The sequence below is a fragment of the Verrucosispora sp. TAA-831 genome (assembly GCF_050780145.1).
In the GTDB taxonomy this organism is placed as follows: Bacteria; Actinomycetota; Actinomycetes; order Mycobacteriales; family Micromonosporaceae; genus Micromonospora.
Window position 1 is genome coordinate 1,698,168 of the sequence record NZ_CP192240.1, and the last position, 25,684, is coordinate 1,723,851.

19 protein-coding genes are annotated in these 25,684 nt (G+C 72.3%); 13 read left to right on the forward strand and 6 right to left on the reverse strand.

Annotation, left to right across the window (positions count from 1 at the left end):
* The first annotated feature begins 8 nt into the window (after positions 1-8).
* Positions 9-1,514, forward strand: coding sequence for a tRNA (N6-isopentenyl adenosine(37)-C2)-methylthiotransferase MiaB (miaB, locus tag ACQVFL_RS07740; RefSeq protein ID WP_396691613.1), 1,506 nt, complete (start codon positions 9-11; stop codon positions 1,512-1,514).
* A 46-nt stretch (positions 1,515-1,560) separates the two neighbouring features.
* On the opposite strand, the gene ACQVFL_RS07745 is transcribed toward miaB, so the two are convergent.
* Positions 1,561-2,994 carry an RICIN domain-containing protein gene (locus ACQVFL_RS07745; protein ID WP_396691612.1) on the reverse strand — a complete coding sequence of 478 codons (1,434 nt, stop codon included), beginning with the start codon at positions 2,992-2,994 and terminating at the stop codon, positions 1,561-1,563.
* 418 nt (positions 2,995-3,412) lie between these two features.
* Complete coding sequence (locus ACQVFL_RS07750) at positions 3,413-4,621, reverse strand: DUF349 domain-containing protein (protein WP_396691611.1); 1,209 nt, start codon at positions 4,619-4,621, stop codon at positions 3,413-3,415.
* A 259-nt stretch (positions 4,622-4,880) separates the two neighbouring features.
* On the opposite strand from ACQVFL_RS07750, the gene ACQVFL_RS07755 reads away from it, so the two are divergent.
* From ACQVFL_RS07755 to dapF, 3 genes are read left to right on the forward strand one after another with little or no spacing between them, the layout of a single operon-like run.
* Positions 4,881-5,612, forward strand: coding sequence for a class III extradiol dioxygenase subunit B-like domain-containing protein (locus ACQVFL_RS07755; protein ID WP_431729036.1), 732 nt, complete (start codon positions 4,881-4,883; stop codon positions 5,610-5,612).
* On the forward strand, positions 5,495-6,526 hold the full coding sequence (miaA, locus tag ACQVFL_RS07760) for a tRNA (adenosine(37)-N6)-dimethylallyltransferase MiaA (protein WP_396691893.1): 1,032 nt from the start codon (positions 5,495-5,497) through the stop codon (positions 6,524-6,526). The genes ACQVFL_RS07755 and miaA overlap by 118 nt, the downstream gene beginning before the upstream one ends.
* Positions 6,527-6,534: 8 nt before the next feature.
* Positions 6,535-7,368, forward strand: coding sequence for a diaminopimelate epimerase (dapF, locus tag ACQVFL_RS07765; RefSeq protein WP_431729037.1), 834 nt, complete (start codon positions 6,535-6,537; stop codon positions 7,366-7,368).
* A 227-nt stretch (positions 7,369-7,595) separates the two neighbouring features.
* Here the strand turns inward: dapF and ACQVFL_RS07770 are convergent, their stop codons facing one another.
* The gene (locus ACQVFL_RS07770) at positions 7,596-9,068 is read right to left on the reverse strand and encodes an NAD-dependent malic enzyme (protein ID WP_396691608.1); all 1,473 of its coding nucleotides are present in this window, start codon (positions 9,066-9,068) and stop codon (positions 7,596-7,598) included.
* 174 nt (positions 9,069-9,242) lie between these two features.
* Here ACQVFL_RS07770 and hflX point away from each other — a divergent pair, with 174 nt between their 5' ends.
* Positions 9,243-10,691 carry a GTPase HflX gene (gene hflX, locus ACQVFL_RS07775; RefSeq protein WP_431729038.1) on the forward strand — a complete coding sequence of 483 codons (1,449 nt, stop codon included), beginning with the start codon at positions 9,243-9,245 and terminating at the stop codon, positions 10,689-10,691.
* Between the two features lie 52 nt (positions 10,692-10,743).
* Positions 10,744-12,714 (forward strand): hypothetical protein, encoded by a 1,971-nt coding sequence (locus tag ACQVFL_RS07780; protein WP_431729039.1) that lies wholly within the window; start codon positions 10,744-10,746, stop codon positions 12,712-12,714.
* Positions 12,715-12,775: 61 nt separating this feature from the next.
* On the opposite strand, the gene lexA is transcribed toward ACQVFL_RS07780, so the two are convergent.
* Complete coding sequence (gene lexA, locus ACQVFL_RS07785) at positions 12,776-13,555, reverse strand: transcriptional repressor LexA (protein ID WP_396691605.1); 780 nt, start codon at positions 13,553-13,555, stop codon at positions 12,776-12,778.
* Positions 13,556-14,109: 554 nt separating this feature from the next.
* On the opposite strand from lexA, the gene nrdR reads away from it, so the two are divergent.
* The 3 genes from nrdR to ACQVFL_RS07800 all read left to right on the forward strand — a co-directional run bounded on the left by nrdR (position 14,110) and on the right by ACQVFL_RS07800 (position 18,049).
* Complete coding sequence (gene nrdR / locus ACQVFL_RS07790; protein ID WP_350693877.1) at positions 14,110-14,598, forward strand: transcriptional regulator NrdR; 489 nt, start codon at positions 14,110-14,112, stop codon at positions 14,596-14,598.
* 67 nt (positions 14,599-14,665) lie between these two features.
* Positions 14,666-17,545: a vitamin B12-dependent ribonucleotide reductase gene (locus ACQVFL_RS07795; RefSeq protein ID WP_396691892.1), complete on the forward strand. Its 2,880-nt coding sequence runs from the start codon at positions 14,666-14,668 to the stop codon at positions 17,543-17,545.
* Between the two features lie 264 nt (positions 17,546-17,809).
* Positions 17,810-18,049, forward strand: a complete 240-nt coding sequence (locus tag ACQVFL_RS07800; protein WP_396691604.1) for a DUF5522 domain-containing protein — start codon at positions 17,810-17,812, stop codon at positions 18,047-18,049.
* A gap of 4 nt (positions 18,050-18,053) precedes the next feature.
* Here ACQVFL_RS07800 and ACQVFL_RS07805 read toward each other — a convergent pair whose 3' ends face one another.
* A complete protein-coding gene (locus tag ACQVFL_RS07805; RefSeq protein ID WP_396691603.1) occupies positions 18,054-18,746 on the reverse strand; it encodes a metal-dependent transcriptional regulator in 693 nt (230 codons plus the stop codon).
* A 98-nt stretch (positions 18,747-18,844) separates the two neighbouring features.
* Between ACQVFL_RS07805 and ACQVFL_RS07810 the strand changes: the two genes are divergently transcribed.
* The 3 genes from ACQVFL_RS07810 to ACQVFL_RS07820 are packed head-to-tail and all read left to right on the forward strand — an operon-like array spanning position 18,845 to position 23,496.
* Positions 18,845-19,699, forward strand: a complete 855-nt coding sequence (locus ACQVFL_RS07810) for a sulfurtransferase (RefSeq protein WP_396691602.1) — start codon at positions 18,845-18,847, stop codon at positions 19,697-19,699.
* Positions 19,700-19,736: 37 nt separating this feature from the next.
* Positions 19,737-20,918, forward strand: coding sequence for an acetoin utilization protein AcuC (locus tag ACQVFL_RS07815; protein ID WP_431729040.1), 1,182 nt, complete (start codon positions 19,737-19,739; stop codon positions 20,916-20,918).
* Between the two features lie 25 nt (positions 20,919-20,943).
* Positions 20,944-23,496, forward strand: coding sequence for a GNAT family N-acetyltransferase (locus ACQVFL_RS07820; RefSeq protein ID WP_396691600.1), 2,553 nt, complete (start codon positions 20,944-20,946; stop codon positions 23,494-23,496).
* Positions 23,497-23,571: 75 nt separating this feature from the next.
* On the opposite strand, the gene sigB is transcribed toward ACQVFL_RS07820, so the two are convergent.
* Entirely contained in the window at positions 23,572-24,582 is a 1,011-nt protein-coding gene (sigB, locus tag ACQVFL_RS07825) for an RNA polymerase sigma factor SigB (protein ID WP_431729041.1), read from the reverse strand.
* Positions 24,583-24,855: 273 nt separating this feature from the next.
* Here sigB and ACQVFL_RS07830 point away from each other — a divergent pair, with 273 nt between their 5' ends.
* Positions 24,856-25,644 carry a sporulation protein gene (locus tag ACQVFL_RS07830; RefSeq protein ID WP_396691598.1) on the forward strand — a complete coding sequence of 263 codons (789 nt, stop codon included), beginning with the start codon at positions 24,856-24,858 and terminating at the stop codon, positions 25,642-25,644.
* Positions 25,645-25,684 lie beyond the last annotated feature (40 nt).

Here is a 25,684-nt window from a genome sequence, read left to right on the forward strand (position 1 = left end):
TGCACGTCATGACTACCGCAGCGGCGGGCGGCCCGCGCACCTACCAGGTGCGCACCTACGGCTGCCAGATGAACGTGCACGACTCCGAGCGCATTTCCGGCCTGCTCGAGCAGGCGGGCTACGTCCGCGCGGGCGAGGCCGACGACAACCCGGACGTGGTGGTGTTCAACACCTGCGCGGTCCGCGAGAACGCCGACAACCGACTGTACGGCAACCTCGGGCACCTGAGGCCGGTCAAGGACCGGCACCCGGGGATGCAGATCGCAGTCGGCGGCTGCCTGGCCCAGAAGGACCGCGGTGACATCGTCCGCAAGGCGCCCTGGGTCGACGTGGTCTTCGGCACCCACAACATCGGCTCGCTGCCGGTGCTGCTGGAGCGGGCCCGGCACAACACGGCCGCCGAGGTGGAGATCCTCGAAGCCCTCGACGTGTTTCCGTCGACGCTGCCGACCCGCCGCGAGTCCACGTACGCCGGGTGGGTGTCGATCTCGGTGGGGTGCAACAACACCTGCACCTTCTGCATCGTGCCGTCGCTGCGGGGCCGGGAGAAGGACCGCCGGCCCGGCGACATCCTCAGCGAGGTCCGCGCGCTCGTCGACGAGGGCGTGCTGGAGGTGACGCTGCTCGGGCAGAACGTCAACTCGTACGGCGTGGAGTTCGGCGACCGGTACGCCTTCGGCAAGCTGCTGCGCGCCTGCGGCGAGATCGACGGGCTGGAGCGGGTCCGGTTCACCAGCCCGCACCCGAAGGACTTCACCGACGACGTGATCGCCGCGATGGCCGAGACGCCGAACGTCTGCCACGCGCTGCACATGCCGTTGCAGTCCGGCTCCGACGAGGTGCTGCGGGCGATGCGCCGGTCGTACCGGTCGGACAAGTACCTGGGCATCATCGAGAAGGTCCGCGCCGCCATGCCGGACGCGGCGATCACCACGGACATCATCGTCGGGTTCCCCGGCGAGACCGAGGCGGACTTCGCGCGCACGCTGGACGTGGTCCGCGAGGCGCGGTTCTCCTCCGCCTTCACGTTCCAGTACTCCAAGCGCCCCGGCACGCCCGCCGCGACCATGGACGGCCAACTGCCCAAGCAGGTCGTGCAGGAGCGGTACGAGCGGTTGATCGCCTGCGTGGAGGAGATCACCTGGGCGGAGAACCGCAAGCTGGTCGGTGAGACCGTCGAGGTGCTGGTCGCCGTCGGGGAGGGCCGCAAGGACGAGCGCACCGGCCGGATGTCCGGCCGGGCCCGCGACGGCCGCCTGGTGCACTTCGCGACCGGTGCGGTCGAGCCGGGCTCGATCCGGCCGGGCGACATCGTGCACACCGCGATCACCTACGCCGCCCCGCACCACCTCAACGCGGACGGGGAGCCGCTGTCGCACCGGCGTACCCGGGCCGGTGACGCGGCCGAGGCGGGTCGCTCGCCGCGTACCCCCGGGGTGTTGCTCGGGTTGCCGTCGGTCGGCGCGCCGGCCGTGGTGCCCGCGCCGACGAGCGGCTGCGCCGTCGCGACCTGAGAGCCGGTCGGGGCCCGGCGTGCCGCGCCCCGACCGGCCCGCGCGGTCAGACCGAGATCCGTCCGGCGCCCGCGCCGCCCGTCACGATCGACTTGACGTTGCTCGGCGTGTCCAGGGTGTACGCGTACGGGATTCCGGCCACGCTGCCGCCACTCTGTCCGCTGCCCGAGTTGACGAAGTGGTTGTTGCGGGCCACCAGTGAGCCGGGGCCGGAGTCGCCCTCACCCCGGTGGAACGGGTCGGGGGTGTTCTCGAAGTAGTTGCCCTCGACCAGCACACCGGCGTTCATCGTGGACGCCACGCCGTAGCCGCGCACGTTGCTGTAGAAGTTGTTGTAGACGTGCACCGGGTTGCCGAAGCGGACCCGGGGGTTGCGCTGGTTGCTGCCGTCGAACCAGTTGTGGTGGTACGACACCCGCAGCCTGCCGACGTCCTGACCGGCGTTGTCGTCGCTGTGCCCGAGCAGCATGGTCTTGTCGTGGCTGAACACCCGGTTCCACGACACGGTGATGAAGTCGGAGCCGCGCTTGATGTCGACCGCGCCGTCGTAGCCGGCGCTGAAGGTGTTGTGGTCGACCCAGATGTTGGTGGCCGACTGCTCGATGTTGATCGCGTCGTCGCCCCAGTTGCGGAATGTCAGGTTCCGGATGATCACGTTGCGGTCACCGTTGATGGTGAAGCCGCACCCGACGATCGTCGCGCCCGCGTTGCCGAGGATGGTCTTGTTGGACCGGACCCGCAGCATGCCCGAGCAGTTGATGGTGCCGGAGACCCGGATCACCGCCGCGCTGCTGGAGCCGAGCGCGCTGGTCAGCGCCGAGGCGGTGGTCACCGTGGTGGTGCCGGCGCTGCCACCGCCGCTGGTGCCGCCGTTCTGGGTGGCCCAGCCGACCAGTCCTGTCTGCGGGCCGGGGTTCGGCGGGGGAGTGGTGCCACCACCGAGCCGGACCAACTGCCACCGTTGGTTGGCGCCGTCGATGTCGGCGTACTGCGAGACGATCCCACCGTCGGCGGTGGACCACTGCCACACTTCGAGGGCCTTGTTGCTGTGCCGGCTGATGAACCGGACGTCGCCGTTGGCGGAGTCCGCGAGCCGGAAGTGCTGCTTGGTGTCGCTGCTCGCGGTGACCTGGGTGACCTGTACGCCGTCGTTCGAGTTGGGGATGCTGACGACCTTGCCGGAGTGCCGGTTCCGGAGCTGGTAGTAGCCGCTGCCCACGTCGACGAACTGGAACTGCTGGTTGTTGCCGTCGGCGCGGGTGAACTGCCGGATCTCGCCGCCGTCGGCGGTGGACCAGTTCCACAGGTCCATCGCCTTGCCGCTGTTGCGGTTCACGAACACGTAGTACGCACTGGTGTCGACGGTCGCCGCCGTGGCGGGGGCGGCCGTCACCGCGACGAGCGCCGTGGGCAGCGCGACCGCCGTGGCGGCCAGCGCCGCGAGTCGCCGGGTCAGGCGACGCGTGACGAATGCAAGCACGGAGATTTCTCCTCATCCTCGGGTACGCGGAACGGGCCGGACGACGCGTGGTGTTCGCGGACCGACTGTCGCTGCCCGGACGCGTCCGCGATGCGGCCCGCCACGATCGGGTGCCGGTGGTGCGTCCCGTGGCGTCGGCCTCGATGCGTCATCCGGTCGGCAGGGGGTACGCTCCGGCGCCGGTGACTGCCCTGCCCAGGGGCGGCGGTGCCGGGGTGTTCGCGGAGTGCGGCCTGCCGTCGGACGGAGTGGGTCGGAGTGGCTCGGCGTGTCTGGCCCCGGAGGGCAAACGCTTTCCCCAGGTAACCATAGAATCGGCTCGATGTAAATGTCGTACGTTCACATCGTGCTGACCAGGGGTTTCGGCGACGGAAAAACCCCGGCTCCCACACGGGAACCGGGGTCGTCCGGGGTGCGCTCAGCCAGCCTGTTCGGCCAACTGGAGGAACTGCCGCTTCGAGGCGAGCGCCTGCTCGGCCTCCTTGATCCGTCGGGCGTCGCCGGCCGCCTGGGCACGGGCCAGCCGCTCCTCGGCCTCGGCCACCTGGGACCGCATCTGGGCCAGCAGCGGGTTGTCCTCTCGGGTGGTCCGGCGCCAGGCCGAGTCCATCACCTCGCGGACCTTCTCGTCGATGGTCCGCAGCCGGCGCTCCAGCCCGGCCGCCGCCTCCCGGGGAACCCGTCCGGCCTCGTGCCACTGTGCCTGGATGTCGCGCAGCTTGGCCTGCGCGCCCTTCGGGTCGCCCTCGACGTCGAGCGCCTCGGCCTCGGCGAGCAGCGCCTGCTTGCGCTCCAGGTTGGCGCGCTGCTCGTTGTCCCGTGCCGAGAAGACCTCACTGCGCCGGGTGAAGAAGGCGTCCTGCGCGGCGCGGAACCTCTCCCAGAGCCGCTGCTCGGCCTCCTTGGAGGCGCGCGGGGCGGCCTTCCACTGGTTCATCAGCTCCTTGAGCTGGTTGGCCGTGGACGCCCACTCACTGGAGTCCTTGATCTTCTCGGCCTCGGCGACCAGTTCCTCCTTGACCGTCTGCGCCTGCTTGCGCTGCGCGTCCAGGGAGGCGAAGTGGGCGCCCCGGCGGCGGGTGAAACCGTCCCGGGCGGCGGCGAACCGCTTCCACAGCTCGCCGTCGGTCTTCTTGTCGACCCCCCGGATGGTCTTCCACTCGTCGAGGATCTCCTTGAGCCGGTCGCCGGCGGTCTTCCAGCCGGTCGACTCGGCGGCCAGCTTCTCGGCCTCCTCGACGAGCGCGGTCTTGCGCGCCAGAGCCTCGGTCCGGGCGGCCTCCTTGGCGGCCCGCGCCTCGCCGGCCTTCTCCTCGGCCACCGTGGCGAGCTTGTCGAGCCGGGCGGCAAGGGCGTCGATGTCGCCGACCACGTGTGCCTCGGCCAACGAGGCACGGATGCGCCGGATCGTGCTCAGCGAATGGTTGGCGTCCGCCGCGCCGGAGTTGAGCCGCGCCTCGGTCAGATCCACCTCGGTCACCAGGTCGGCGAAGCGGCGCGCGAAGTGCGCCAACCCCTCCTCGGGTGCTCCCGCCTGCCAGGATCCGACCACCCGCTCGCCCTCGGCGGTCTTGACGTAAACGGTGCCGTCCGCGTCCACCCGTCCGAAGGCAGTCCAGTCGCTCATGTGCCCATCCTCGATCTCCCGGTGCCCAGGGAGCAGCCTCCCGGGCCCGCCACGGCGCAGTCAAAGTTCTCCGGGCATTGTCACAGGTCCGCCCCGGTCCGCGTCGAGCGCCTATCGCCGACCGTGACCATACGGTGTCCTAGCCCTCTGTCGTCACCGTCCGAACCGGCGTGCCGCTTTTCGCCGAACGGCGTACGACCGAGGGGCCCGCCGGCCGGTGCTCGGCGCCACCTGCCCGGCCGCCCGATACGGTTGCCGGGTGCCACTGGTCGCCGCCGCCGTCTGCCCCCACCCACCGCTGCTGGTCCCCGAGGTGGCCGGTGCCGCCGCGCCCGAACTGGACGACCTCCGCGCCGCCTGTGACGCCGCCGTCGCCCGGCTGCTCGACTCGGGCGCGCACGACGTGCTGGTGGTCGGGGCCGCCGAGCGCACCGCCGCGCTCGATCCGCCGTTCCAGGGCAGCTTCGCGCCCTGGGGCCTGCCGCTGGAGGTACGCCTCGGCGACCTCCCCGGTGACCGGCCCGGCACCGACCGCCTACCACTCGGCCTGCTCGTCGGTGCCTGGCTGCTGAATCGTCACCCGTCGCCCGCGTCCGGCGACGCGACGTGGCGCATGTCGACCGTGGCGGCCGACGCGTCGGTCGGAGCGTGTGCCGACCTCGGTGCCCGTCTCGTGTCCGGCCGACCCTGGGCGCTGCTGGTGATGGGGGACGGGTCGGCCTGCCGGGGCGAGAAGGCGCCCGGCTACGCCGATCCGCGCGCCGAGGCGTACGACGAGACGGTCGCCGAAGCCCTCGCCGACGCGGACGTCGACGCGCTGTTCGGCCTGGACCCCGTCCGGTCGGCGCAGCTCCGGGTCGCCGGGCGGGCGCCCTGGCAGGTGCTCGCCGGTGCGGCGCGGGCCAGCGGCGGCGACTGGCACGGCGAACTGCGGCACCACAGCGCCCCCTACGGCGTGGCCTACCTGGTGGCGAACTGGGAGCGGGCATGAGCGCCCCGGGCACGGTGGTCGCGGTGGTCGGGCCGACCGCGGCGGGCAAGTCGGCGCTGAGCATCGCGCTGGCGCACGCGCTCGGCGGTGAGGTCGTCAACGCCGACTCGATGCAGCTCTACCGGGGCCTGGACATCGGCACCGCGAAGCTCACCGTCGCCGAACGCGAGGGCGTGCCGCACCACCTGCTGGACCTCTGGGAGGTGACCGAACCGGCCAGCGTCGCGGAGTACCAACGACTGGCCCGCGCGGCGATCGACGACATCCTGGCCCGGGGCCGGGTGCCGCTGCTGGTCGGCGGCTCCGGACTGTACGTGCGGGCGGTGCTGGAGCGGTTCGAGTTCCCCGGCACCGACCCGGCGCTGCGCGAACGCCTGGAGGGCGAGCTGGCCGCCGTCGGCCCGGCACCGCTGTACGCGCGGCTGCGCGCGGCCGACCCGGTGGCAGCCGACGGCATCCTGCCCGGCAACGGCCGGCGGATCGTCCGGGCGCTGGAGGTCATCGAGCTGACCGGTCGGCCCTTCACCGCCGCCCTGCCGGAACCGACGCCTTACTACCCGGCCGTCCAGCTCGGCGTCGACCTGGACACGGCCCGGCTCGACGAGCGCATCGCCCTGCGGGTGGACCGGATGTGGGCCGACGGTCTGGTCGCCGAGACCCGCGAGCTGGTCGGCCACGGCCTGGCGCAGGGGCGTACGGCCAGCCGGGCGCTCGGCTACCAGCAGGTACTGCGCTTCCTCGCCGGTGAGCTGACCGAGACCGAGGCACACGACGAGACGATCCGGGCCACCCGACGTTTCGTCCGCCGCCAACGGTCCTGGTTCCGCCGCGATCCGCGCGTACGCTGGCTCGACTCGGCCGATCCGGCACTGATCGAGGCCGCCCTCGGAGCGGCCCGCTCCGCTGCGCCATGATGGAAGGCGTGGAGTTCACCAAGGGACACGGCACCGCCAACGACTTCGTGATCCTGCCCGACCCGGACGGCGCGCTCGATCTGACGCCCGACCTGGTGGCGACGATCTGCGACCGGCGACGCGGCCTCGGCGGGGACGGCGTGCTGCGCGTGGTCCGTGCCGCCAAGCACCCCGACGGCGTGGCCCTGGCCGGCGAGGCCGAGTGGTTCATGGACTACTGGAACTCCGACGGCTCCTTCGCCGAGATGTGCGGCAACGGCACGCGGGTCTTCGTCCGGTACCTGCTGGAGAACGGGCTGGCCACCCCGGGCGACGGCGACCTGCCGGTGGCCACCCGCGCCGGCATCGTGCACGCCCGGGTCGACGGCGACACCGTCGCCGTCCAGATGCGGCGTCCCCGGTTGTACGCCGCCTCGACCGCAGCCCTGGGCGGGCTAGCCCTGCCCGGCACGGCGGTGGACGTCGGCAATCCGCACCTGGTCTGCCCGCTGCCCGCCGGCCTGGACCTCGCCGGCCTGGACCTGACCCGGGCGCCCCACGTCGACGAGGAGCTCTTCCCGCACGGGGTGAACGTCGAGTTCACCGCTGCCGGTGAGGGCGCCGCCGACGGTGACCCGCACGTGCTGATGCGCGTCTACGAGCGCGGCTCGGCCGAGACGCTGTCCTGCGGCACCGGCGCGTGCGCGGTCGCCGCCGTCGCTCTGCACGACGTCGGGCGGGAGACCGGCACGGTCGCGGTCGACGTGCCCGGCGGCCGTCTCACGGTGACCGTCGAGGAGGACTCCTGCTGGCTCTCCGGCCCCGCAGTCCTGGTGGCCACCGGCACCCTCGCCCTCACCTGACCACTCCCGGCACCCCGCCCCCGCCCCCGCCGCACCCACCGACCGCGCCGAGCATGGAGTTGTGGTCGGCGATATGCCCTATTCAGAGGGCTTTGTCTGTGCCACAACTCCATGATCGGCGGTGCCGGCGGTCTCCGGGGCTACCCGACGGTGTGCAGGGCCGGGTAGCCCGGTCTGACGCGTCCAGAGTGCCGGGCGCGGCCGGAGCCGGGCGTCAGCGTCGGGCGTCAGGGGGTGGCGGAGGCGTTGGCGGCGATCTCGGGGAGGTCGGCCGGGCCCGGGTCGGCGGCGGGGGGCGGGGTGACGGCCGGGTTCTGGGCGGCGGCGCGGACGGCGGCGGCCACCGCCGGGGCCACCCGGGAGTCGAAGACGCTGGGCACGATGACCGTCGGGTTGATCTTCTCCTCGCCGACCACGTCGGCGATGGCCCGGGCGGCGGCCAGCGCCATCTCCTCGGTGAACTCCTCGGCGTGCGCGTCGAGCATGCCGCGGAACACGCCCGGGAAGGCGAGCACGTTGTTGATCTGGTTCGGCTGGTCGGAGCGGCCGGTGGCGACCACGGCGGCGTGCTTGCGCGCCTCCCGGGGGTCGACCTCCGGGTCCGGGTTGGCCAGCGCGAAGACGATCGAGTCCTTGGCCATGGTGGCGACGTCGTCGCCGGTGAGCAGGTTCGGCGCGCTCACCCCGATGAAGACGTCCGCGCCGTTGAGCGCGCCGGCCAGGTCACCGGAGTAGCCGTCCCGGTTGGTGTTCTCGGCCAGCCACTGCCAGGCCGGGTTGAGGTCGGTCTGACCGCGGTGCAGGGCGCCCTGCCGGTCGTACGCGATGATGTCGCCGACGCCCTGGCGCAGCAGCAGCTTCATGATCGCGGTGCCCGCCGCGCCGGCTCCGGAGACCACCACCCGCACGTCGGCGAGCTGCTTGCCCACGACGCGCAACGCGTTGGTCAACGCGGCGAGCACGCAGATCGCGGTGCCGTGCTGGTCGTCGTGGAAGACCGGGATGTCCAGCGCCTCGCGCAGCCGGGCCTCGATCTCGAAGCAGCGCGGCGCGGCGATGTCCTCCAGGTTGATCCCGCCGTACGCGGGCGCGATCGCCTTCACGATGGCGACGATCTCGTCGGTGTCCTGGGTGTCCAGCACCACCGGCCAGGCGTCGACCCCGCCGAACCGCTTGAACAGCGCCGCCTTGCCCTCCATCACCGGCAGCGAGGCGGCCGGCCCGAGGTTGCCCAGCCCGAGCACGGCCGAGCCGTCGCTGACCACGGCGACCGTGTTGCGCTTGATGGTCAGTCGTCGGGCGTCGGCGGGGTTCTCCGCGATCGCCTGGCAGACCCGCGCCACCCCCGGGGTGTACGCCCGGGACAGTTCGTCGCGGGTCCGCAGCGCCACCTTCGAGCTGACCTCGATCTTGCCGCCGAGGTGCAGCAGGAAGGTGCGGTCGGAGACCTTGCGCACGTCCACGCCGTCCAACGTGCTGAGCGCGTCCACGACCTGGTCGGCGTGCCCGGCGTCGGCGGTGTCGCAGGTGAGGTCCACGATCACGTGGGTCGGGTCGGAGTCGACCACGTCCAGCGCGGTGACGATGGCGCCGGCCTCGCCCACGGAGGTGGTCAACCGCCCGATCGAGGACGCATCGGCGGGTACGGCGATCCGGATCGTGATCGAGAATCCGGCACTGGGCAGTCGGGTGGTGGGCACGCGGATCCCCTCCGTCGGCGCTGAACGGCTGGCCCATTTCTACTCGCCCTGCTCGGGCCGCTGGCAGCCGCCCCCGCTTTTGTCGGTTCCGACGGTGGGCATATAGCAGGTGCACCCGGCGTTGACACATGTCAGGATTGCTCGGTACATGCACAGAACGGACAGGAGAGACGCTTGCGCGACCAGGAGACCCACGTTCCATTTCCCGACGACGAGCCCGACGCCACCACCGGCGATTACGAGCTCTCCGAGCGGCAGGCACTGCGACGGGTCCCCGGCCTCTCCACCGAGCTGACCGACGTCACCGAGGTCGAATACCGCCAGCTCCGGCTGGAGCGGGTGGTCCTGGTCGGCGTCTGGACCGAGGGCAGCCAGACCGACGCGGAGAACTCCCTGACCGAGCTGGCCGCGCTGGCCGAGACCGCCGGTTCGCAGGTGCTCGAAGGGCTGATCCAACGGCGTACCCGGCCGGACCCGGCCACCTACATCGGCCGGGGCAAGGTCGACGACCTGGGCGCGGTGGTGCTCTCCGCCGGTGCCGACACGGTCATCTGTGACGGTGAGTTGTCCCCGTCCCAGCTCCGCAACCTGGAACAGCGCACCAAGGTCAAGGTGGTCGACCGGACGGCGCTGATCCTCGACATCTTCGCCCAGCACGCCAAGAGCAAGGAGGGTCGGGCCCAGGTCGAGTTGGCCCAGCTCGAATACCTGCTGCCCCGCCTGCGCGGTTGGGGTGAGACGCTGTCCCGCCAGACCGGCGGTTCCGGCCGTGGCGGCGGCGCCGGTGGCGGCGTGGGTGTGCGTGGTCCCGGTGAGACCAAGCTGGAGACCGACCGGCGGCGCATCCGCCACCGCATCGCCCGGCTCCGCCGCGAGATCAAGGCCATGCGGACGGTACGCGAGACCAAGCGCGCCCGGCGTACCCGTAACGCGGTGCCCGCCGTGGCCATCGCCGGTTACACCAACGCCGGCAAGTCGAGCCTGCTCAACCGGCTCACCGGTGCCGGCGTGCTGGTCGAGGACGCGCTCTTCGCCACGCTCGACCCGACCACCCGCCGCGCCACCACCGCCGACGGGCGCGTCTACACCCTGTCGGACACGGTCGGGTTCGTCCGGCACCTGCCGCACCAGATCGTCGAGGCGTTCCGCTCGACGCTGGAGGAGGTCGCCGAGGCCGACCTGGTGGTGCACGTGGTCGACGGTGCCCACCCCGATCCGCAGGAGCAGGTCCGGGCCGTCCGAGAGGTCCTCGGCGAGGTCGGTGCCGACCGGCTGCCCGAGCTGTTGGTGGTCAACAAGACCGACGCCGCCGACGAGGAGACCCTGCTGCACCTCAAGCGGCTCTGGCCGGAGGCGATCTTCGTCTCCGCGCACCGCGGCCGTGGCATCGACGACCTGCGGACGGCGATCGAGCAGCGCCTGCCACGCCCGGCGGTGGAGTTGCGGGTGGTGCTGCCGTACGAGCGGGGTGACCTGGTGGCCCGCCTGCACCGGCAGGGCGAGGTGCTCAGCACCGCGCACCTGGCCGAGGGCACCATGCTGCACGTACGCGTCAACGAGGCGCTCGCCGCCGAACTGACCGCGTACATCGACGCGTCGCAGGCGGTTCGTGCCGCGCGGTGACCGTCCAGGCGCGTCACCCGAAGGAAACGTGGGGCGTGCGACACTTCCTTCCATGCACCGCACTGTCTCCTCGGTCACGGTTGCGCTCGGCCTGTTCGGGGCCACCGTGGCGGTCACCGGCGTCACTCTCGCCGCGCCCGGGTCGTCGCCACCCGCGTACGCCGCATCGCCGGTGACCGATGTCGCCCCGCCGGTCGCACCGACCGACCGAGGTTCGCTGCTCGCCGCCGGTGCGGTCGCGCCGGTGGCGGCGGCACCGGTGGCCGGCGCGCCGCTGGCGGCGGCCCCCAAGAAGCAGTGTTCGGTCACCGACTCCCGGCTGCGGGAGATGTCCGGTCTGGTGGTCACCCGTAACGGGTACATCGTGATCAACGACAGCACCGACCAGGACAGCCGCAAGCGGGTCTTCTACCTCAACAAGGACTGCGACGTCACCCGCGACGTCCGTTACTCCGGTGCGGGGCCGTTCGACACCGAGGACCTCGCCGTCTCGCCGGACGGCAACACGTTGTGGATCGCCGACACCGGCGACAACATCACCAGTCGGCAGCGCCGCGAACGGGTGGCGGTCTGGAGCATGCCGATCAACGGCAGCAAGTCGCCGGTCCTGCACCGGTTGGCGTACCCGGACGGCAAGCCCCGCGACGCCGAGGCGCTGCTGATCGGCAACGACAACCTGCCGTTGATCATCACGAAGGTGACGTCCGGCAAGGCGGAGATCTTCACCGCCGACGGCGCGCTCAAGACCGGCGACACCGAGCCGGTGCCGATGAAGAAGCTCGGCGACATCGAGTTGCCCAAGACCGACACCGAGAACCCGCTGAGCACCTTCGGGCGAGTGGCGATCACCGGTGCGGCCCGGTCGCCGGACGGCGCCCGGGTGGTGCTGCGCACGTACGCCGACGCCTTCGAGTACGACGTGCAGAACGGCGACATCGTCACGGCGCTGACCACGGGCACGCCCCGGGTGACCCCGCTGGCCGACCCGTTCGGCGAGGCGATCGCGTACTCGCTCGACGGGAAGACCTTCCTGACCGTCTCCGACGCGGGGCACCTCGACGACAACGAGCCGGTCGACATCCTCAGCTACACGCCGTCGACCGAAGGCCCGAAGAGCCTGGCCGACGACCCGGACGCGGTGAAGAACGCGGCCGGTCGGTCGTGGTTCGACGGGCTGACCCTGGACGACATCACCTACCTGATCGCCACCGTCGGTGTGCTCGGCGCGTTGCTGGTGGGCGCCGGCATCGTCGGCATCCTGCGGGCCCGCAAGCGTCCGGTGCCGGCGGGCAAGAGCCGCGACGGCGACGATGACGACGGCCCGAGCCGCACGGACGACGGCTTCGGCCCGAAGGACCGGGGTCGGGGCGCGGTGTACGGCGGGGCCCCGTCCGGTGCCGTCTACGGCGGGTCGGCGAAGGGCGACCGGCCCGAGGGCGCCCGGTCGGGTGCGGTCTACGGCGGTGGCCGTCCGGCGGGTGCCAACGGTGCCCGCCCGGCTCAGAGCGGTGGCGTCTACGGCGGCGGAGGTGGCGGTGGCCGCTCCGGCGACCAGGGTGGCCGGTCGGGTGGCGAGGGCGGCCCGGTCTACGGCGGCCGTCCCGGTGGCGGTGGCCGCCCGTCGCAGGGCGGCGGCGGACGCCCGGCTCAGGGTGGCGGTGGCCGTTCCGGCGGTGGGGTCTACGGCGGTGGCGGTGGCCGGGCCGGCGGGCCGCCCGGTGGCGGCGGGCGCGGTGGCGGTGCCCCGGGTGGCGGTGCCCCGGGTGGCGGTGCCCCGGGTGGTGGCCGCGGCGGCGGGATGCCCGGTGGCGGCGGTGGACGCGCGGGCGGGCCGCCCGGCGGTGGGCGGGGCGGACAGCCCGGTGGTGGCGCTGGAGGCCGCGCGGAGCCGCCCCGGCGGGGTGGACCCGGCGGCGAGCCGGACTACCGGGGTCGGCGTTCCGGTCGGTACCGCGAGGACGGCAACGAGCCGTACGGCCAGATGCCGGGCGGCAACTACGGCTACCGAGGCGACCGGTACTGACGGCAGCCATTGCCGACGGCGGCCGGTGCTGACCTCGGGTCAGCACCGGCCGCGTCGTCGTTCAGATCCGGCGCAGCACCGCGACGACCCGGCCCATGATGGTGGCGTCGTCACCGGGGATCGGGTCGAAGGCCGGGTTCTGCGGCATCAGCCAGACGTGGCCGTCGCGCCGCCGGTAGGTCTTCACGGTCGCCTCGCCGTCCAGCATGGCGGCGACGATCTCGCCGGAGTCGGCGGTCGGCTGCTGCCGGACGACCACCCAGTCGCCGTCGCAGATCGCCGCGTCGAGCATCGAGTCGCCCTTGACCTGGAGCATGAAGACCTCACCCTCGCCGACCAACTCGCGAGGCAGCGGGAAGACCTCCTCCATCGACTGCTCGGCGAGGATCGGCCCACCGGCGGCGATCCGGCCGAGCATCGGCACGTACGCCGGGGTGGGTCGTTGCGAGCGGGCCAGCTCGTCGTCGACGCTGGGGGAGCGGACGTCGACCGCGCGCGGCCGGTTCGGGTCGCGCCGCAGGAAGCCCTTCTTCTCCAACTCCTTGAGCTGGTAGGCGACGCTCGACGGGGAGACCAGCCCGACCGCCTCGCCGATCTCCCGCACGCTCGGCGGGTAACCGTGCCGCTCCACCCAGGTGCGGATGAAGTCGAGGATGCGCCGCTGGCGGGCGGTCAGGTCGACGGTCGCCGGGTCGGGGAAGCCACTGACCACCGGGGTCACCGGGCGCACGGCGGGCTGCCCGGAGCGGGTGCGGGTGACGCTGCGGCGACGGGCGGCCGGCGGACCCGCCTCGATGCTCTGCTGCGGGCTCTGCGGCCGGTTGGCCCGGTCCTCGGTCACGTCCGTCCTCCCTGGTCGGCGCTGGGGTGCCTCGGCGGCTCGTGGTGCGCACGGTGATCTGTCGGCCGGTGCGGCGACCATGGTCACCTCCGGCTGTTCATGACCGTATCGGTGGGATCGGTCATTTTCAAACATCTGTACGACCTATCTCCGCGTGTCGGGCCGGAAAACCGCGACAGTCGTACGCCCGTTCTGATAAATGGTACGCGGGGTCGAACGCGTGTTCGACCCCGTACGGATTGTCGGTGATCCTGTCCGGCCGGACGGTAACCCCCGCCACCGGTCCGCGTTGGTTCTCAGGTCGGGTGGAGAGGGGAGGGTGGGTGACGCGCCGGACACGCCGGTCAACTTGACCTCGGATCGCCAGCGGCATAGGTTCGACCCCTAGATGTAGTAGTCACATGGGCGTAAGTCGCCTACAGGTTGGGTTCGACTACCCACCGCACTTTCCGCGCCGCCGAGCCGGCGGCCGTCCTGCGGGACGGCTCCGCCGTCCCTGCGTGTGCCCGGAGGCGGATGGGGGCGTACCCGAAGTCGATCAAGGAGGTCGGGCGATGCGGTGTCCGTACTGCCGGCACGCCGACTCCCGGGTGGTCGACTCGCGGGAGGCGGACGACGGTCAGTTGATCCGTCGGCGGCGCTCCTGCCCGGAGTGCGGCAAACGGTTCACCACCGTCGAGGAGGCGGTGCTGGCGGTGGTCAAGCGCAGCGGGGTGACCGAGCCGTTCAGCCGGACGAAGATCATCGGTGGGGTGCGCAAGGCGTGCCAGGGGCGGCCGGTCGACGAGGACTCGATCGCGATCCTGGCGCAGCGGGTCGAGGAGACCATTCGCGCCAAGGGGGCCGCCGAGATCCCGAGCCACGATGTCGGGCTGGCCATCCTGGGTCCCCTACGGGACCTGGACGAGGTCGCCTACCTGCGGTTCGCCAGCGTCTACCGGTCGTTCGACTCGCTCGCCGACTTCGAGCAGGAGATCGAGACGCTGCGGGCCGCCGCGCGCGCCCGGGAGGGCGCCGGGGCCGAGACGGCCCACGCGCAGTGAACGTCTGAGCAGCAGTAGTGACAGTCGGATCGCGCGGGGTGCCCGCGTGAGCGAGGGGGCGGATGAGATGCCGGGGGACGGTGTGACAACAAGCAGGTCACGGAACAAGACGAACGCGGGCCTCAAGGTGGAGCGGGTCTGGACCACCGAGGGCGTGCACCCGTACGACGAGGTCGCCTGGGAGCGCCGCGACGTCGTGATGACCAACTGGCGGGACGGCTCGATCAACTTCGAGCAGCGCGGGGTGGAGTACCCGCAGAGCTGGAGCGTCAACGCGGCCAACATCGTGACCACCAAGTACTTCCGGGGCGCGGTGGGCACCCCGGAGCGGGAGTGGTCGCTCAAGCAGTTGATCGACCGGGTGGTCACCACCTACCGCACCGCAGGCGAGGAGTACGGCTACTTCGCCTCCCCGGCCGACGCCGAGGTCTTCGCCCACGAGCTGACCTGGATGCTGCTGCACCAGGTGTTCAGCTTCAACTCGCCGGTCTGGTTCAACGTCGGCACGCCGTCGCCGCAGCAGGTCAGCGCCTGCTTCATCCTCGCCGTCGACGACTCGATGGACTCCATCCTCGACTGGTACAAGGAGGAGGGGCTGATCTTCAAGGGCGGCTCCGGCTCCGGGGTGAACCTCTCCCGGATCCGCTCCTCCCGGGAACTGCTCTCCTCCGGCGGCACCGCCTCCGGCCCGGTCAGCTTCATGCGCGGCGCGGACGCGAGCGCCGGCACCATCAAGTCCGGCGGCGCGACCCGGCGGGCCGCCAAGATGGTCATCCTCGACGTCGACCACCCGGACATCGAGGAGTTCGTGGTCACCAAGGCGCGCGAGGAGGACAAGATCCGCGCGCTGCGCGACGCCGGGTTCGACATGGACCTGGGCGGCGCCGACATCGTCAGCGTGCAGTACCAGAACGCCAACAACTCGGTCCGGGTCTCCGACGAGTTCATGGCGGCGGTCGAGCAGGGCGGCGGTTTCGACCTGCGCGGCCGGCTCGACGGCGCGGTGATCGAGACCATCGACGCGCAGAAGCTGTTCCGCACCATCTCCCAGGCCGCCTGGGAGTGCGCCGACCCCGGCCTGCAGTACGACGACACCATCAACGACTGGCACACCTGCCCGGAGACCGGCCGGATCACCGCGTCGAACCCGTGCTCGGAGTACCTGCACCTGGACAACTCCTCGTGCAACCTGGCCTCGCTGAACCTGATGAAGTTCCTCCGCGCCGACGGCGGCTTCGAGGTGGAGAAGTTCGTCCGCAGCGTCGAGCTGGTCATCACCGCGATGGACATCTCGATCTGCTTCGCCGACTTCCCGACCGAGAAGATCGGGGAGACCACCCGGGCGTACCGGCAGCTCGGCATCGGGTACGCCAACCTCGGCGCCCTGCTGATGGCCTCCGGCCTGCCGTACGACTCGGACCAGGGCCGTTCGCTGTCCGCCGCGATCACCTCGCTGATGACCGGCACGGCGTACCGCCGCTCGGCCGAGCTGGCCGGCATCGTCGGCGCGTACGACGGGTACGCCCGCAACGCCGAGCCGCACAAGCGGGTCATGCGCAAGCACGCCGCCGCCAACGACCAGATCAAGCCGGCCGGCACGGTGGCCACCGCGGTGGTGCGCGAGGCCACCAGGCAGTGGACCCAGGGCAACAAGATCGGCGACAGGAACGGCTGGCGGAACTCGCAGGCCAGCGTTCTCGCGCCGACCGGCACCATCGGCCTGATGATGGACTGCGACACCACCGGCGTCGAGCCGGACCTGGCGCTGGTCAAGTTCAAGAAGCTGGTCGGCGGCGGCTCGATGCAGATCGTCAACCAGACCGTGCCGCGTGCCCTGCGCAGCCTCGGCTACCCCGAGGAGCAGGTCGAGGCGATCGTCGAGCACATCTCCGACCAGGGACACGTGGTGGACGCCCCCGGCCTCAAGCCGGAGCACTACCCGGTCTTCGACTGCGCCATGGGTGAGCGGTCCATCGCCCCGATGGGCCACGTGCGGATGATGGCGGCGGTCCAGCCGTTCATCTCCGGCGCCATCTCCAAGACGGTCAACATGCCGGAGCAGGCGACCGTCGCCGACGTCGAGAAGATCTACTTCGAGGGCTGGAAGCTCGGCCTCAAGGCGCTGGCGATCTACCGGGACAACTGCAAGGTGGGCCAGCCGCTGTCGGCGGCGAAGAAGAAGACCGCCGAGCCGGAGGCGACCGTCACCGCGGTCGAGCCGGTGGTGGAGAAGGTCGTCGAGTACCGTCCGGTGCGCAAGCGGCTGCCGAAGAAGCGCCCCTCGGAGACCATCTCCTTCTCGGTCGGTGGCGCCGAGGGCTACCTCACCGCCTCGTCCTACCCGGACGACGGCCTCGGCGAGGTCTTCCTCAAGATGTCGAAGCAGGGCTCCACCCTGGCCGGGGTGATGGACGCCTTCTCGGTGGCCATCTCGATCGGCCTGCAGTACGGCGTCCCACTGGAGACGTACGTCAGCAAGTTCACCAACATGCGCTTCGAGCCGGCCGGCATGACCGACGACCCGGACGTGCGGATGGCCGCCTCGGTGATGGACTACATCTTCCGTCGCCTGGCGCTGGACTTCCTGCCCTACGAGCGCCGCGCCGAGATCGGCATCTTCACCGCCAGGGAGCGGGCCGCCCAGCTCGCCGCCGAGGCGGAGGCGGAGGCCAACGGCACGGACCTCACCGCGATGGCCGCGTCCGCTCCGGTGGAGGCCAAGCCGGAGGAGCCGAAGAGCGGCCCGGTCGCCCAACCGGCCCAGGAACTCGCCGACGCCGCCGCGATCAAGCCGGCACCGTCGGTCGGTTCCAGCACCGAGCTGCTGGAGGCCGTGATCGGCAAGGCCGCTGATGCACCGCTCTGCTTCACCTGCGGTACGAAGATGCGCCCGGCCGGTAGCTGCTACGTCTGCGAGGGCTGCGGCTCCACCAGCGGTTGTAGCTGACCCGCCAGTACGTACGGGAGCCCCGGGCGCGTCCGCGCGCCCGGGGCTCCCGCACGTCGCGGCCACCCCCAGCCCGACCGACTTCCCCGGCGTTCACCCGTCCCCGTGCCGTCGATCATGGAGTTGTGGCGGTGGCAAAGTAGGCCATCTCGGCGCTTTCCGAGAGCCACTAGTCCATGATCAGCGCGGAGCGGTGCGGGTGTGGCAGGTCGGGTCTTCATCCTGTCGTGGGGGTGGGGGCGGCGGCTGCCTAGACTGCGCGGGATGAGTGGAGAGCGACGGCCCCTGGCGGCACGGCCCCTGAGCGAGCCGCATCCGTCGCGGCTGTCGCCCGGGCACCCCGGCCGTGCGCGGATCATCGCCGCCCACGACGCGGCCCTGGCCGCCGGGGACGCCGGTTACCTCGACCCGGACACCGGGCTGTTCGTACTCAGCGCCGGCTTCCTGGCCCGCCGCGGAACGTGCTGCGGCCGGGGTTGCCGGCACTGCCCGTACGTCGAGTGAACGGTCAGGCGGCGGCGGCGACGAAGACCCGGGAGGCGACCTCGCGGGGCAGCCGGACGCTCTCGCCGGAACGGTCGATCGACACGCCGTCCCGCTCCTGCGCCACGGTGACCGTGGCCCCCGGGTCGACCCCGGCGGCGTGCAGTTGGCGGAGCACCTCGGCGTCGGTCTGCACGCTCTCGCAGATCCGCCGGACGATCACCTTGCCGCTCAGACCGGGGAAGGCGAGGTTGCGCTCGCTCTCGGCGGTCTCCGGCTCGCTCTGGGTGGGCGGACCCAGTTCGTCCAGGCCCGGGATGGGGTTGCCGTACGGTGACCGGGTCGGCCGGTTGAGTAGGTCGTAGACCCGCTTCTCGACCGCGTCGCTCATCACGTGCTCCCAGCGGCAGGCCTCCTCGTGGGCCTCCTCGTAGGGCATCCCGATCACGTTGACCAGCAGCAACTCGGCGAGCCGGTGCTTGCGCATCACCGAGACGGCGGTGGCGCGGCCGAGATCGGTGAGCGTGAGGTGCCGATCGCCCTCCACGGTCAGCAGGCCGTCGCGTTCCATCCGGGCGACGGTCTGGCTCACGGTGGGGCCGCTCTGGCGCAACCGTTCAGCGATCCGGGCGCGTAGCGGCGGCACTCCCTCCTCTTCGAGTTCGAGGATGGTGCGCAGGTACATTTCGGTCGTATCGACCAAGTCGTGAGACTTCATGGTGTCAGCGGCCCTCCGGGTATCGATGGTACCCTGCCGCACCCCGATCGACGGTTGCCGAACCGCCGCCGTCGTCACTGATGGTGTTGACTGGTTGCATGTCCGGTACAGACGATCTTCTGGTCGACGCGCGGTCGCTCGCCGCCGAACTCGACGCTGCCGAACCGCCCATCCTGCTCGACGTGCGGTGGCGCCTGGTCGGCCCACCCGGCCGGGACGACTACGCGGCCGGGCACGTGCCGGGCGCGGTCTTCGTCGACCTGGACACCGCGCTCTGCGGCCCGCCCGGTCCGGCCGGCCGGCACCCCCTGCCCGACCCCGAGGCCCTGCAGACGGCGCTGCGGGCCGCCGGGGTGCGCGACGGTCACCCGGTGGTGGTGTACGACGGCGGCGACGGCATGGCCGCCGCCCGGGCCTGGTGGACGCTGCGCTGGGCCGGGCACCGGCCGGTACGCCTGTTGTCCGGCGGCTACCCGGCGTGGCTCGCCGACGGCCTGCCCACCAGCGACGACGTGCCGACGCCCGAGCCCGGCGACGTGACCGTCCGCCCGGGTGCGCTACCGGTGCTCGACGCCTCGGCCGCCGCGCGCCTGGCCGCCGGTGACGGGGTGCTGCTCGACGTGCGGGCCGCGCCGCGCTACCGGGGCGAGCAGGAGCCGATCGACCCGGTGGCCGGGCACGTCCCCGGTGCGGTGAACGTGCCCGCCCCCGAGTACGTCACCGAGGGCAGCTTCGCCGCCGTCGAGGTGCTGCGGGACCGCTTCGCGTCGGCCGGGGTGGTCGCCGGGTCGCCGGTCGGCGCGTACTGCGGCTCCGGGGTGACCGCCGCGCAGGCGGTGCTCGCGTTGCACCTGGCCGGTCGTCCGGACGCCGCCCTCTACGTCGGATCGTGGAGCGAGTGGGTGGCCGACCCGGACCGGCCGGTGGCCACCGGCCCGGGCACGGACGCCTGACCAGGCCCACTGTGCGGTCGCGTGCGACCATGGGCAGATGTCCGACGACACGGTGGTGATGTGGGACGAGTCGCTGCTCGCCTACGACCTCGGCGACCACCCGCTCGATCCGGTCCGGGTGGAGTTGACCCTCGCGCTCGCCTGGGAACTCGGCGTGCTGCACCGGCCCGGCGTCCGCATGGTCAAGCCGCACCCGGCCGACGACGAGTTGCTCGGCCGGGTGCACGACCCGCGCTACCTGGGCGCGGTCCGGATGGCGCCGCGTGAGCCGTTCTTCACCGGCTTCGGGCTGGGCACCTCGGACAACCCGGTCTTCGAGGGCATGCACGAGTCGAGCGCGTTGATCGCCGGGGCGACGGTGGCCGCCGCCGAGGCGGTGTGGCGCGGTCAGGCGCGGCGCGCGGTCAACGTGGCCGGCGGCCTGCACCACGCCATGACGGACCGGGCGGCCGGCTTCTGCGTCTACAACGACCCGGCGGTGGCCATCGCCCGGCTGCTCGACCTGGGCGCGGAGCGCGTCGCGTACGTCGACGTCGACGTGCATCACGGCGACGGGGTGCAGCAGATCTTCTGGGACGACCCGAGGGTGCTGACGGTCAGCCTGCACGAGACGCCGCTCGCGCTGTTCCCCGGCACCGGGTTCCCCGACGAGACCGGTGGCCCGAACGCCGCCGGTACGGCGGTCAACGTGCCGCTGCCGCCGGGAGTGGAGGACGCCGGCTGGCAACGCGCCTTCCACGCGATCGTGCCGTCGGTGCTGCGCGCGTTCCGTCCGCAGGTGCTGTTCACCCAGTGCGGCGCGGACGCCCACCGCGTCGACCCCCTCGCCGACCTGCACCTGTCGGTGGACGGGCAGCGCGCCACCTACCTGGCTCTGCGGGCGCTCGCCGACGAGCTGTGCGACGGCCGGTGGGTGGCCACCGGCGGCGGCGGGTACGCGCTCGTCGAGGTGGTGCCCCGGGCCTGGACGCACCTGCTCGCGGTGGCCACCGGCGAGCCGCTGGACCCGGCCACGCTGACGCCGCCGGGCTGGCGGGACCTGGCCCGGTCCCGGCGTCCCGGCACCGACATCCCGCTGCGGATGACCGACGACGTCGACCCGAGCTACCAGCCATGGCAGCCCACCGGCGAGCCGAACCCGGTGGACCGGGCCATCGCGGCCACCCGGAAGGCCGTCTTCCCGCTGCTCGGCCTCGACCCGCACGATCCGCGCGACTGAGTCGGCCGGGGGAGGGCCGCCCGAGGTGACGACAACCGAACCAGCCGTGGACGTGCTGCTCAGCGACGGCAGCACGGTCCAGTTGCGACCGATCAGTCCCGCCGACGCGCCGGGCATCGTGGCGATGCACTCCCGGTTCTCCGAGCGCACCCGGTACCTGCGGTACTTCTCGCCGTACCCGCGGATCCCCGAACGCGACCTGCACCGCTTCGTCAACGTCGACCACCGCGACCGGGAGGCGTTCGTGGTGCTGGCCGGCGACCGGATCGTCGCCGTCGGCCGGTACGAGCGGCTCGGCCCGGCCGCGCCCGACGCCGAGGTCGCGTTCGTGGTGGAGGACGCCTACCAGGGCCGGGGCATCGGCTCGGTGCTGCTGGAACACCTCGCCGACGCGGCCCGCCGCAGCGGGATCGTCAACTTCGTGGCCGAGGTGCTCCCGGCCAACGGCGCGATGCTGCGGGTCTTCGCCGACTTCGGCTACCAGATCCAGCGCCAGTTCGCCGACGGCGTGGTGCACCTGACCTTCCCGATCGCGCCCACCGAGGCGACCCTGGAGGTGCAGCGGGGACGGGAGCACCGCACCGAGGCCCGGTCCATCGCCCGGCTGCTCGCCCCGCGTGGCGTGGTCGTCTACGGGGCCAGCGCCACCGGGCAGGGCGTCGGCGCGGCGGTGCTCGGGCACCTGCGCGACGGCGGGTACACCGGGTCGGTGGTGCCGGTGCACCCGACCGCCGCCCGCGTCGCCGGGCTGCCCGCGTACCCGTCGGCGGTCGACGCCGACCTGCCGGTCGACCTGGCCGTGGTGGCGGTGCCGCCGGAGTCGGCGTCCGAGGTGGTCGCCGACGCCGCCGCGGCCGGCGTACACGGCCTGGTGGTCATCTCCGCGGGCTTCGCCGAGGCCGGGATGGCCGGTGCCGCCGCGCAGCGCACGCTGGTCCGCGCGGCCCACGCGGCGGGCATGCGGGTCATCGGCCCCAACTGCCTCGGCGTGGCCAACACCGACCCGGCGGTACGCCTCAACGCCACGCTCGCGCCGCGACTGCCGGAGCCCGGGCGGGTCGGCATCTTCAGCCAGTCCGGCGTGTTCGGGGTGGCGCTGCTGGCCGAGGCGGACCGGCGCGGGCTGGGCGTGTCCAGCTTCGTCTCGGCCGGCAACCGGGCCGACGTCTCCGGCAACGACCTGTTGCAGTACTGGCAGGACGACCCGGACACCGACGTGATCATGTTGTACCTGGAGACCTTCGGCAACCCGCGCAAGTTCGCCCGGCTGGCCCGGCGGATCGGCCGCGACAAACCGGTGGTGGCGTTGGCCTCCCCGGCCCGTCCGCCCGGGCTGGGCGACTCCGCCGGCCCGGACGAGACGGCGGTGAGCGCCCTGTTCGCCCAGTCCGGGGTGATCCGGGTGGACACCGTCGCCGAGCTGCTCGACGTCGGGGCGTTGCTGGCCAACCAGCCGCTGCCGGCCGGGAACCGGGTCGGCGTGGTCGGCAACTCCTCGGCGTTGACCGGGCTGGCGGCCACCGCCTGCGCGGCACAGGGGCTGCGGGTCGCACCGGGGTACCCGGTCGACGTCGGTCCCCGGGCCGGTGCCGCCGAGTTCGGCGCGGCGCTCGCCGGGGCCGCCGCCGACGACTCGGTCGACGCGCTGGTGGTCCTCTTCGCACCGCCGTTGCCGGGGCAGCTCACCGACACCGAGGCGGACTTCGCCGCCGCGCTCGCCGCGCCCACGGCCGACAAGCCGACGGTCGCCACCTTCCTGGTCGGGCAGGCTCCGGCGGGAACACCGGCCTACCCGAGCGTGGAGGAGGCGGTACGCGCGCTGGCCCGGGTCGCCGCGTACGCGCACTGGCGGCGTGGTCCGGCCGGTGTACTGCCCGAGCTGCCCGACGTCGATCCGGTGGCGGCGCAGGCGGCGCTGCGGGCGGACGGGGGCGATCCGGAGGCGCTGCTCGCCGCGTACGGCATCGAGGTGGTCGAGTCGGCGCGGGTCGACTCGGTCGACGCGGCGGTCGACGCGGCCACCCGGCTGGGTTTCCCGGTGGCGCTCAAGGCCGCCGCCGGTGGGCTCCGGCACCGACTCGACCTCGGCGCGGTCCGCCTGGACCTGCCCGACGCCGACACCGTCCGCCGCGCGTACGCCGAGCTGGCCGCCGCGTTCGGCGCGGACGTGCTGGTGCAGCCGATGGTGCCGCCCGGGGTGGCCTGCGTGGTGGAGCTGGTCGAGGATCCGGCGTTCGGGCCGGTGGTGGGCTTCGGCCTCGGCGGGGTCGCCACCGACCTGCTCGGCGACCGGGCCTGGCGGGCGGTGCCGTTGACCGACCGGGACGCCACCGAGCTGGTCGACGCCCCCCGGGCGGCGCCTCTGCTGCGGGGCCACCGGGGTGCCGCCCCGGTCGACCGGGCGGCCCTGGCCGACCTGCTGCTGCGCATCGGGCGGCTCGCCGACGAGCAACCCCGGGTCCGCGCACTGACGCTGAACCCGGTGCTGGCCCGCCCGGACGGGCTGGCCGTGCTGCACGCCTCGGTCCGTACCGGCTCGGCCGCCCCCCGCCCCGACACCGGCCCCCGCCGTTTGTGAAAGGAAGGGCACCCTACTAACGCCTCGTGTATAGCAGGGGACCCCTCCTTACATCCCGGTCGCACACCAGTCACGTCAGGAGGCGTACGCCTCCAGCCGCTGCGCCCGCTCCGGGGCCCGCAGCTTGAGCAGCGTCACCTTCTCGATCTGCCGGATCCGCTCGCGGGACAGTCCGAACTCGCGGCCGACCTCGTCCAGGGTGCGCTGTCGGCCGTCGTCGAGCCCGAACCGCAGCCGGATCACCGCCTGCTCGCGCTGGGAGAGCGTGGCCAGCACGATGCTCACCTCGTTGCGCAACTCGCCCTGGGCGGCGGTGTCGCCCGGCCCGCCGGCCGGGTCGGCGGCGGCGACGAAGTCACCCAGCGCGCTCTCCCCGTCCTGGCCGACGGCCTGGTCCAGGCTGACCGGCTCCCGGTCGTACGAGATCAGCTCGATCACCTGGAACTCGGGTACGTCCAGCGCGCGGGCGACCTCAGCCACCGTGGGTTCCCGACCCAGCGAGACGGACAGCTCGCGGCGGGCCCGGACCATCCGGTTGACCTGCTCGACCATGTGTACCGGGATGCGGATGGTGCGGGCCTGGTCGGCCATGGCGCGGGTGATGGCCTGGCGGATCCACCAGGTGGCGTAGGTGGAGAACTTGTAGCCCTTGGTGTAGTCGAACTTCTCGACGGCGCGGATGAGGCCGAGGTTGCCTTCCTGGATGAGGTCGAGGAAGGCCATGCCGCGGCCGGTGTACCGCTTGGCGATGCTCACCACGAGGCGCAGGTTCGCCTCCAGCAGGTGGTTCTTGGCGGCCCGGCCCTGCTGCGCGACCACGTTCAGGTCGGCGTGCAGGTCGGCCGAGAGCGGGGTGCAGGTGGACAGCTTCTCCTCGGCGAACAACCCGGCTTCGATCCGCTTCGCCAGGTCCACCTCTTCGGCCGCCGTGAGCAGCTTGGTCCGGCCGATCCCGTTGAGGTACGCGCGAACCAGGTCGGTGGAGACGCCACGCTCGTCGGTGGCGTCCAGGTCGGTAAGGGTGTCGACGCCGTGCTCCGCCTCGGTGCCGGCGCGCATCCGGTGCTCCATCATCTGCAGGGCCATCTCTGTCTCTCCCCGTGTCCGCGTCCGTGCCGTGTCGCCCCGGCCCCTCTGGCAGCCGGTGACACACAGCTTGGCGGGTGAGGCGTAAAACGGGAGTGAGGCGATCGGAGAACCGACAGTGACCGTTCCGTTACCCCCACCTTGCGGGCGGCTGTGCTGGTTCGGCAGATACGACTTGGCGGCGCCGGTTACCGTGCCAGCGGTCGGCCGACGGGCCGACGCAACCCCGTACCCCGGGTGCCGGGGTCGGGCGGACATGCGACGGAGGCAATGGTGGTCTTCAAGCGGCTCATGCAGGCGATGGGAGTCGGCGGCCCGTCCGTGGAGACGGTGCTGACGAACCCGAACTGCCGGCCGGGCGGTGAGCTGACGGGCACCATCGCGGTGACCGGAGGCGAGCACGGGGTGGACGTCTCGTACGTGGCTCTGGGGCTGATGACCCGCGTCGAGGTGGAGAGCGGCGACAACGAGTACGCCACGAACCAGGAGTTCCACCGGCAGCAGGTGACCGGCCCGTTCCGGCTGGAGGCCGGGCAGCGCTACGACGTGCCGTTCCGGTTCCCGGTGCCCTGGGAGACCCCGGTCACCCAGTTGTACGGGCAGCACCTGCACGGGATGACGATGGGGCTGCGTACCGAGTTGGAGGTGGCCCGCGCACTCGACAAGGGTGACCTCGACCCGGTGGCGGTGCACCCGCTGCCGGCGCAGGAGAAGCTGCTGGAGGCGTTGCTGCGGCTCGGCTTCCGGTTCGCCCGGGCCGACGTCGAGCGGGGGCACATCTACGGCGTGCACCAGACGCTGCCGTTCTACCAGGAGATCGAGTTCTACCCCGCGCCGCAGTACGCGGGTGCGATGAAGCAACTGGAGGTCACCTTCGTCGCCGATCCCCGGCAGATGCAGGTGGTGTTGGAGCTGGACAAGCGCGGCGGCCTGTTGACCGAGGGCCGGGACGTCTTCGGTCGGTTCACCGTCGACTACGCCACGATGGACCGTACGGACTGGGCGGCGCAGCTCGACGGCTGGCTGCGGCAGTCCCTGCAACGTCGGGGACTCTTCGGCTGACCGGTGACCACGAGGTGGGCGGGCGCCGTGATCCGGGCCC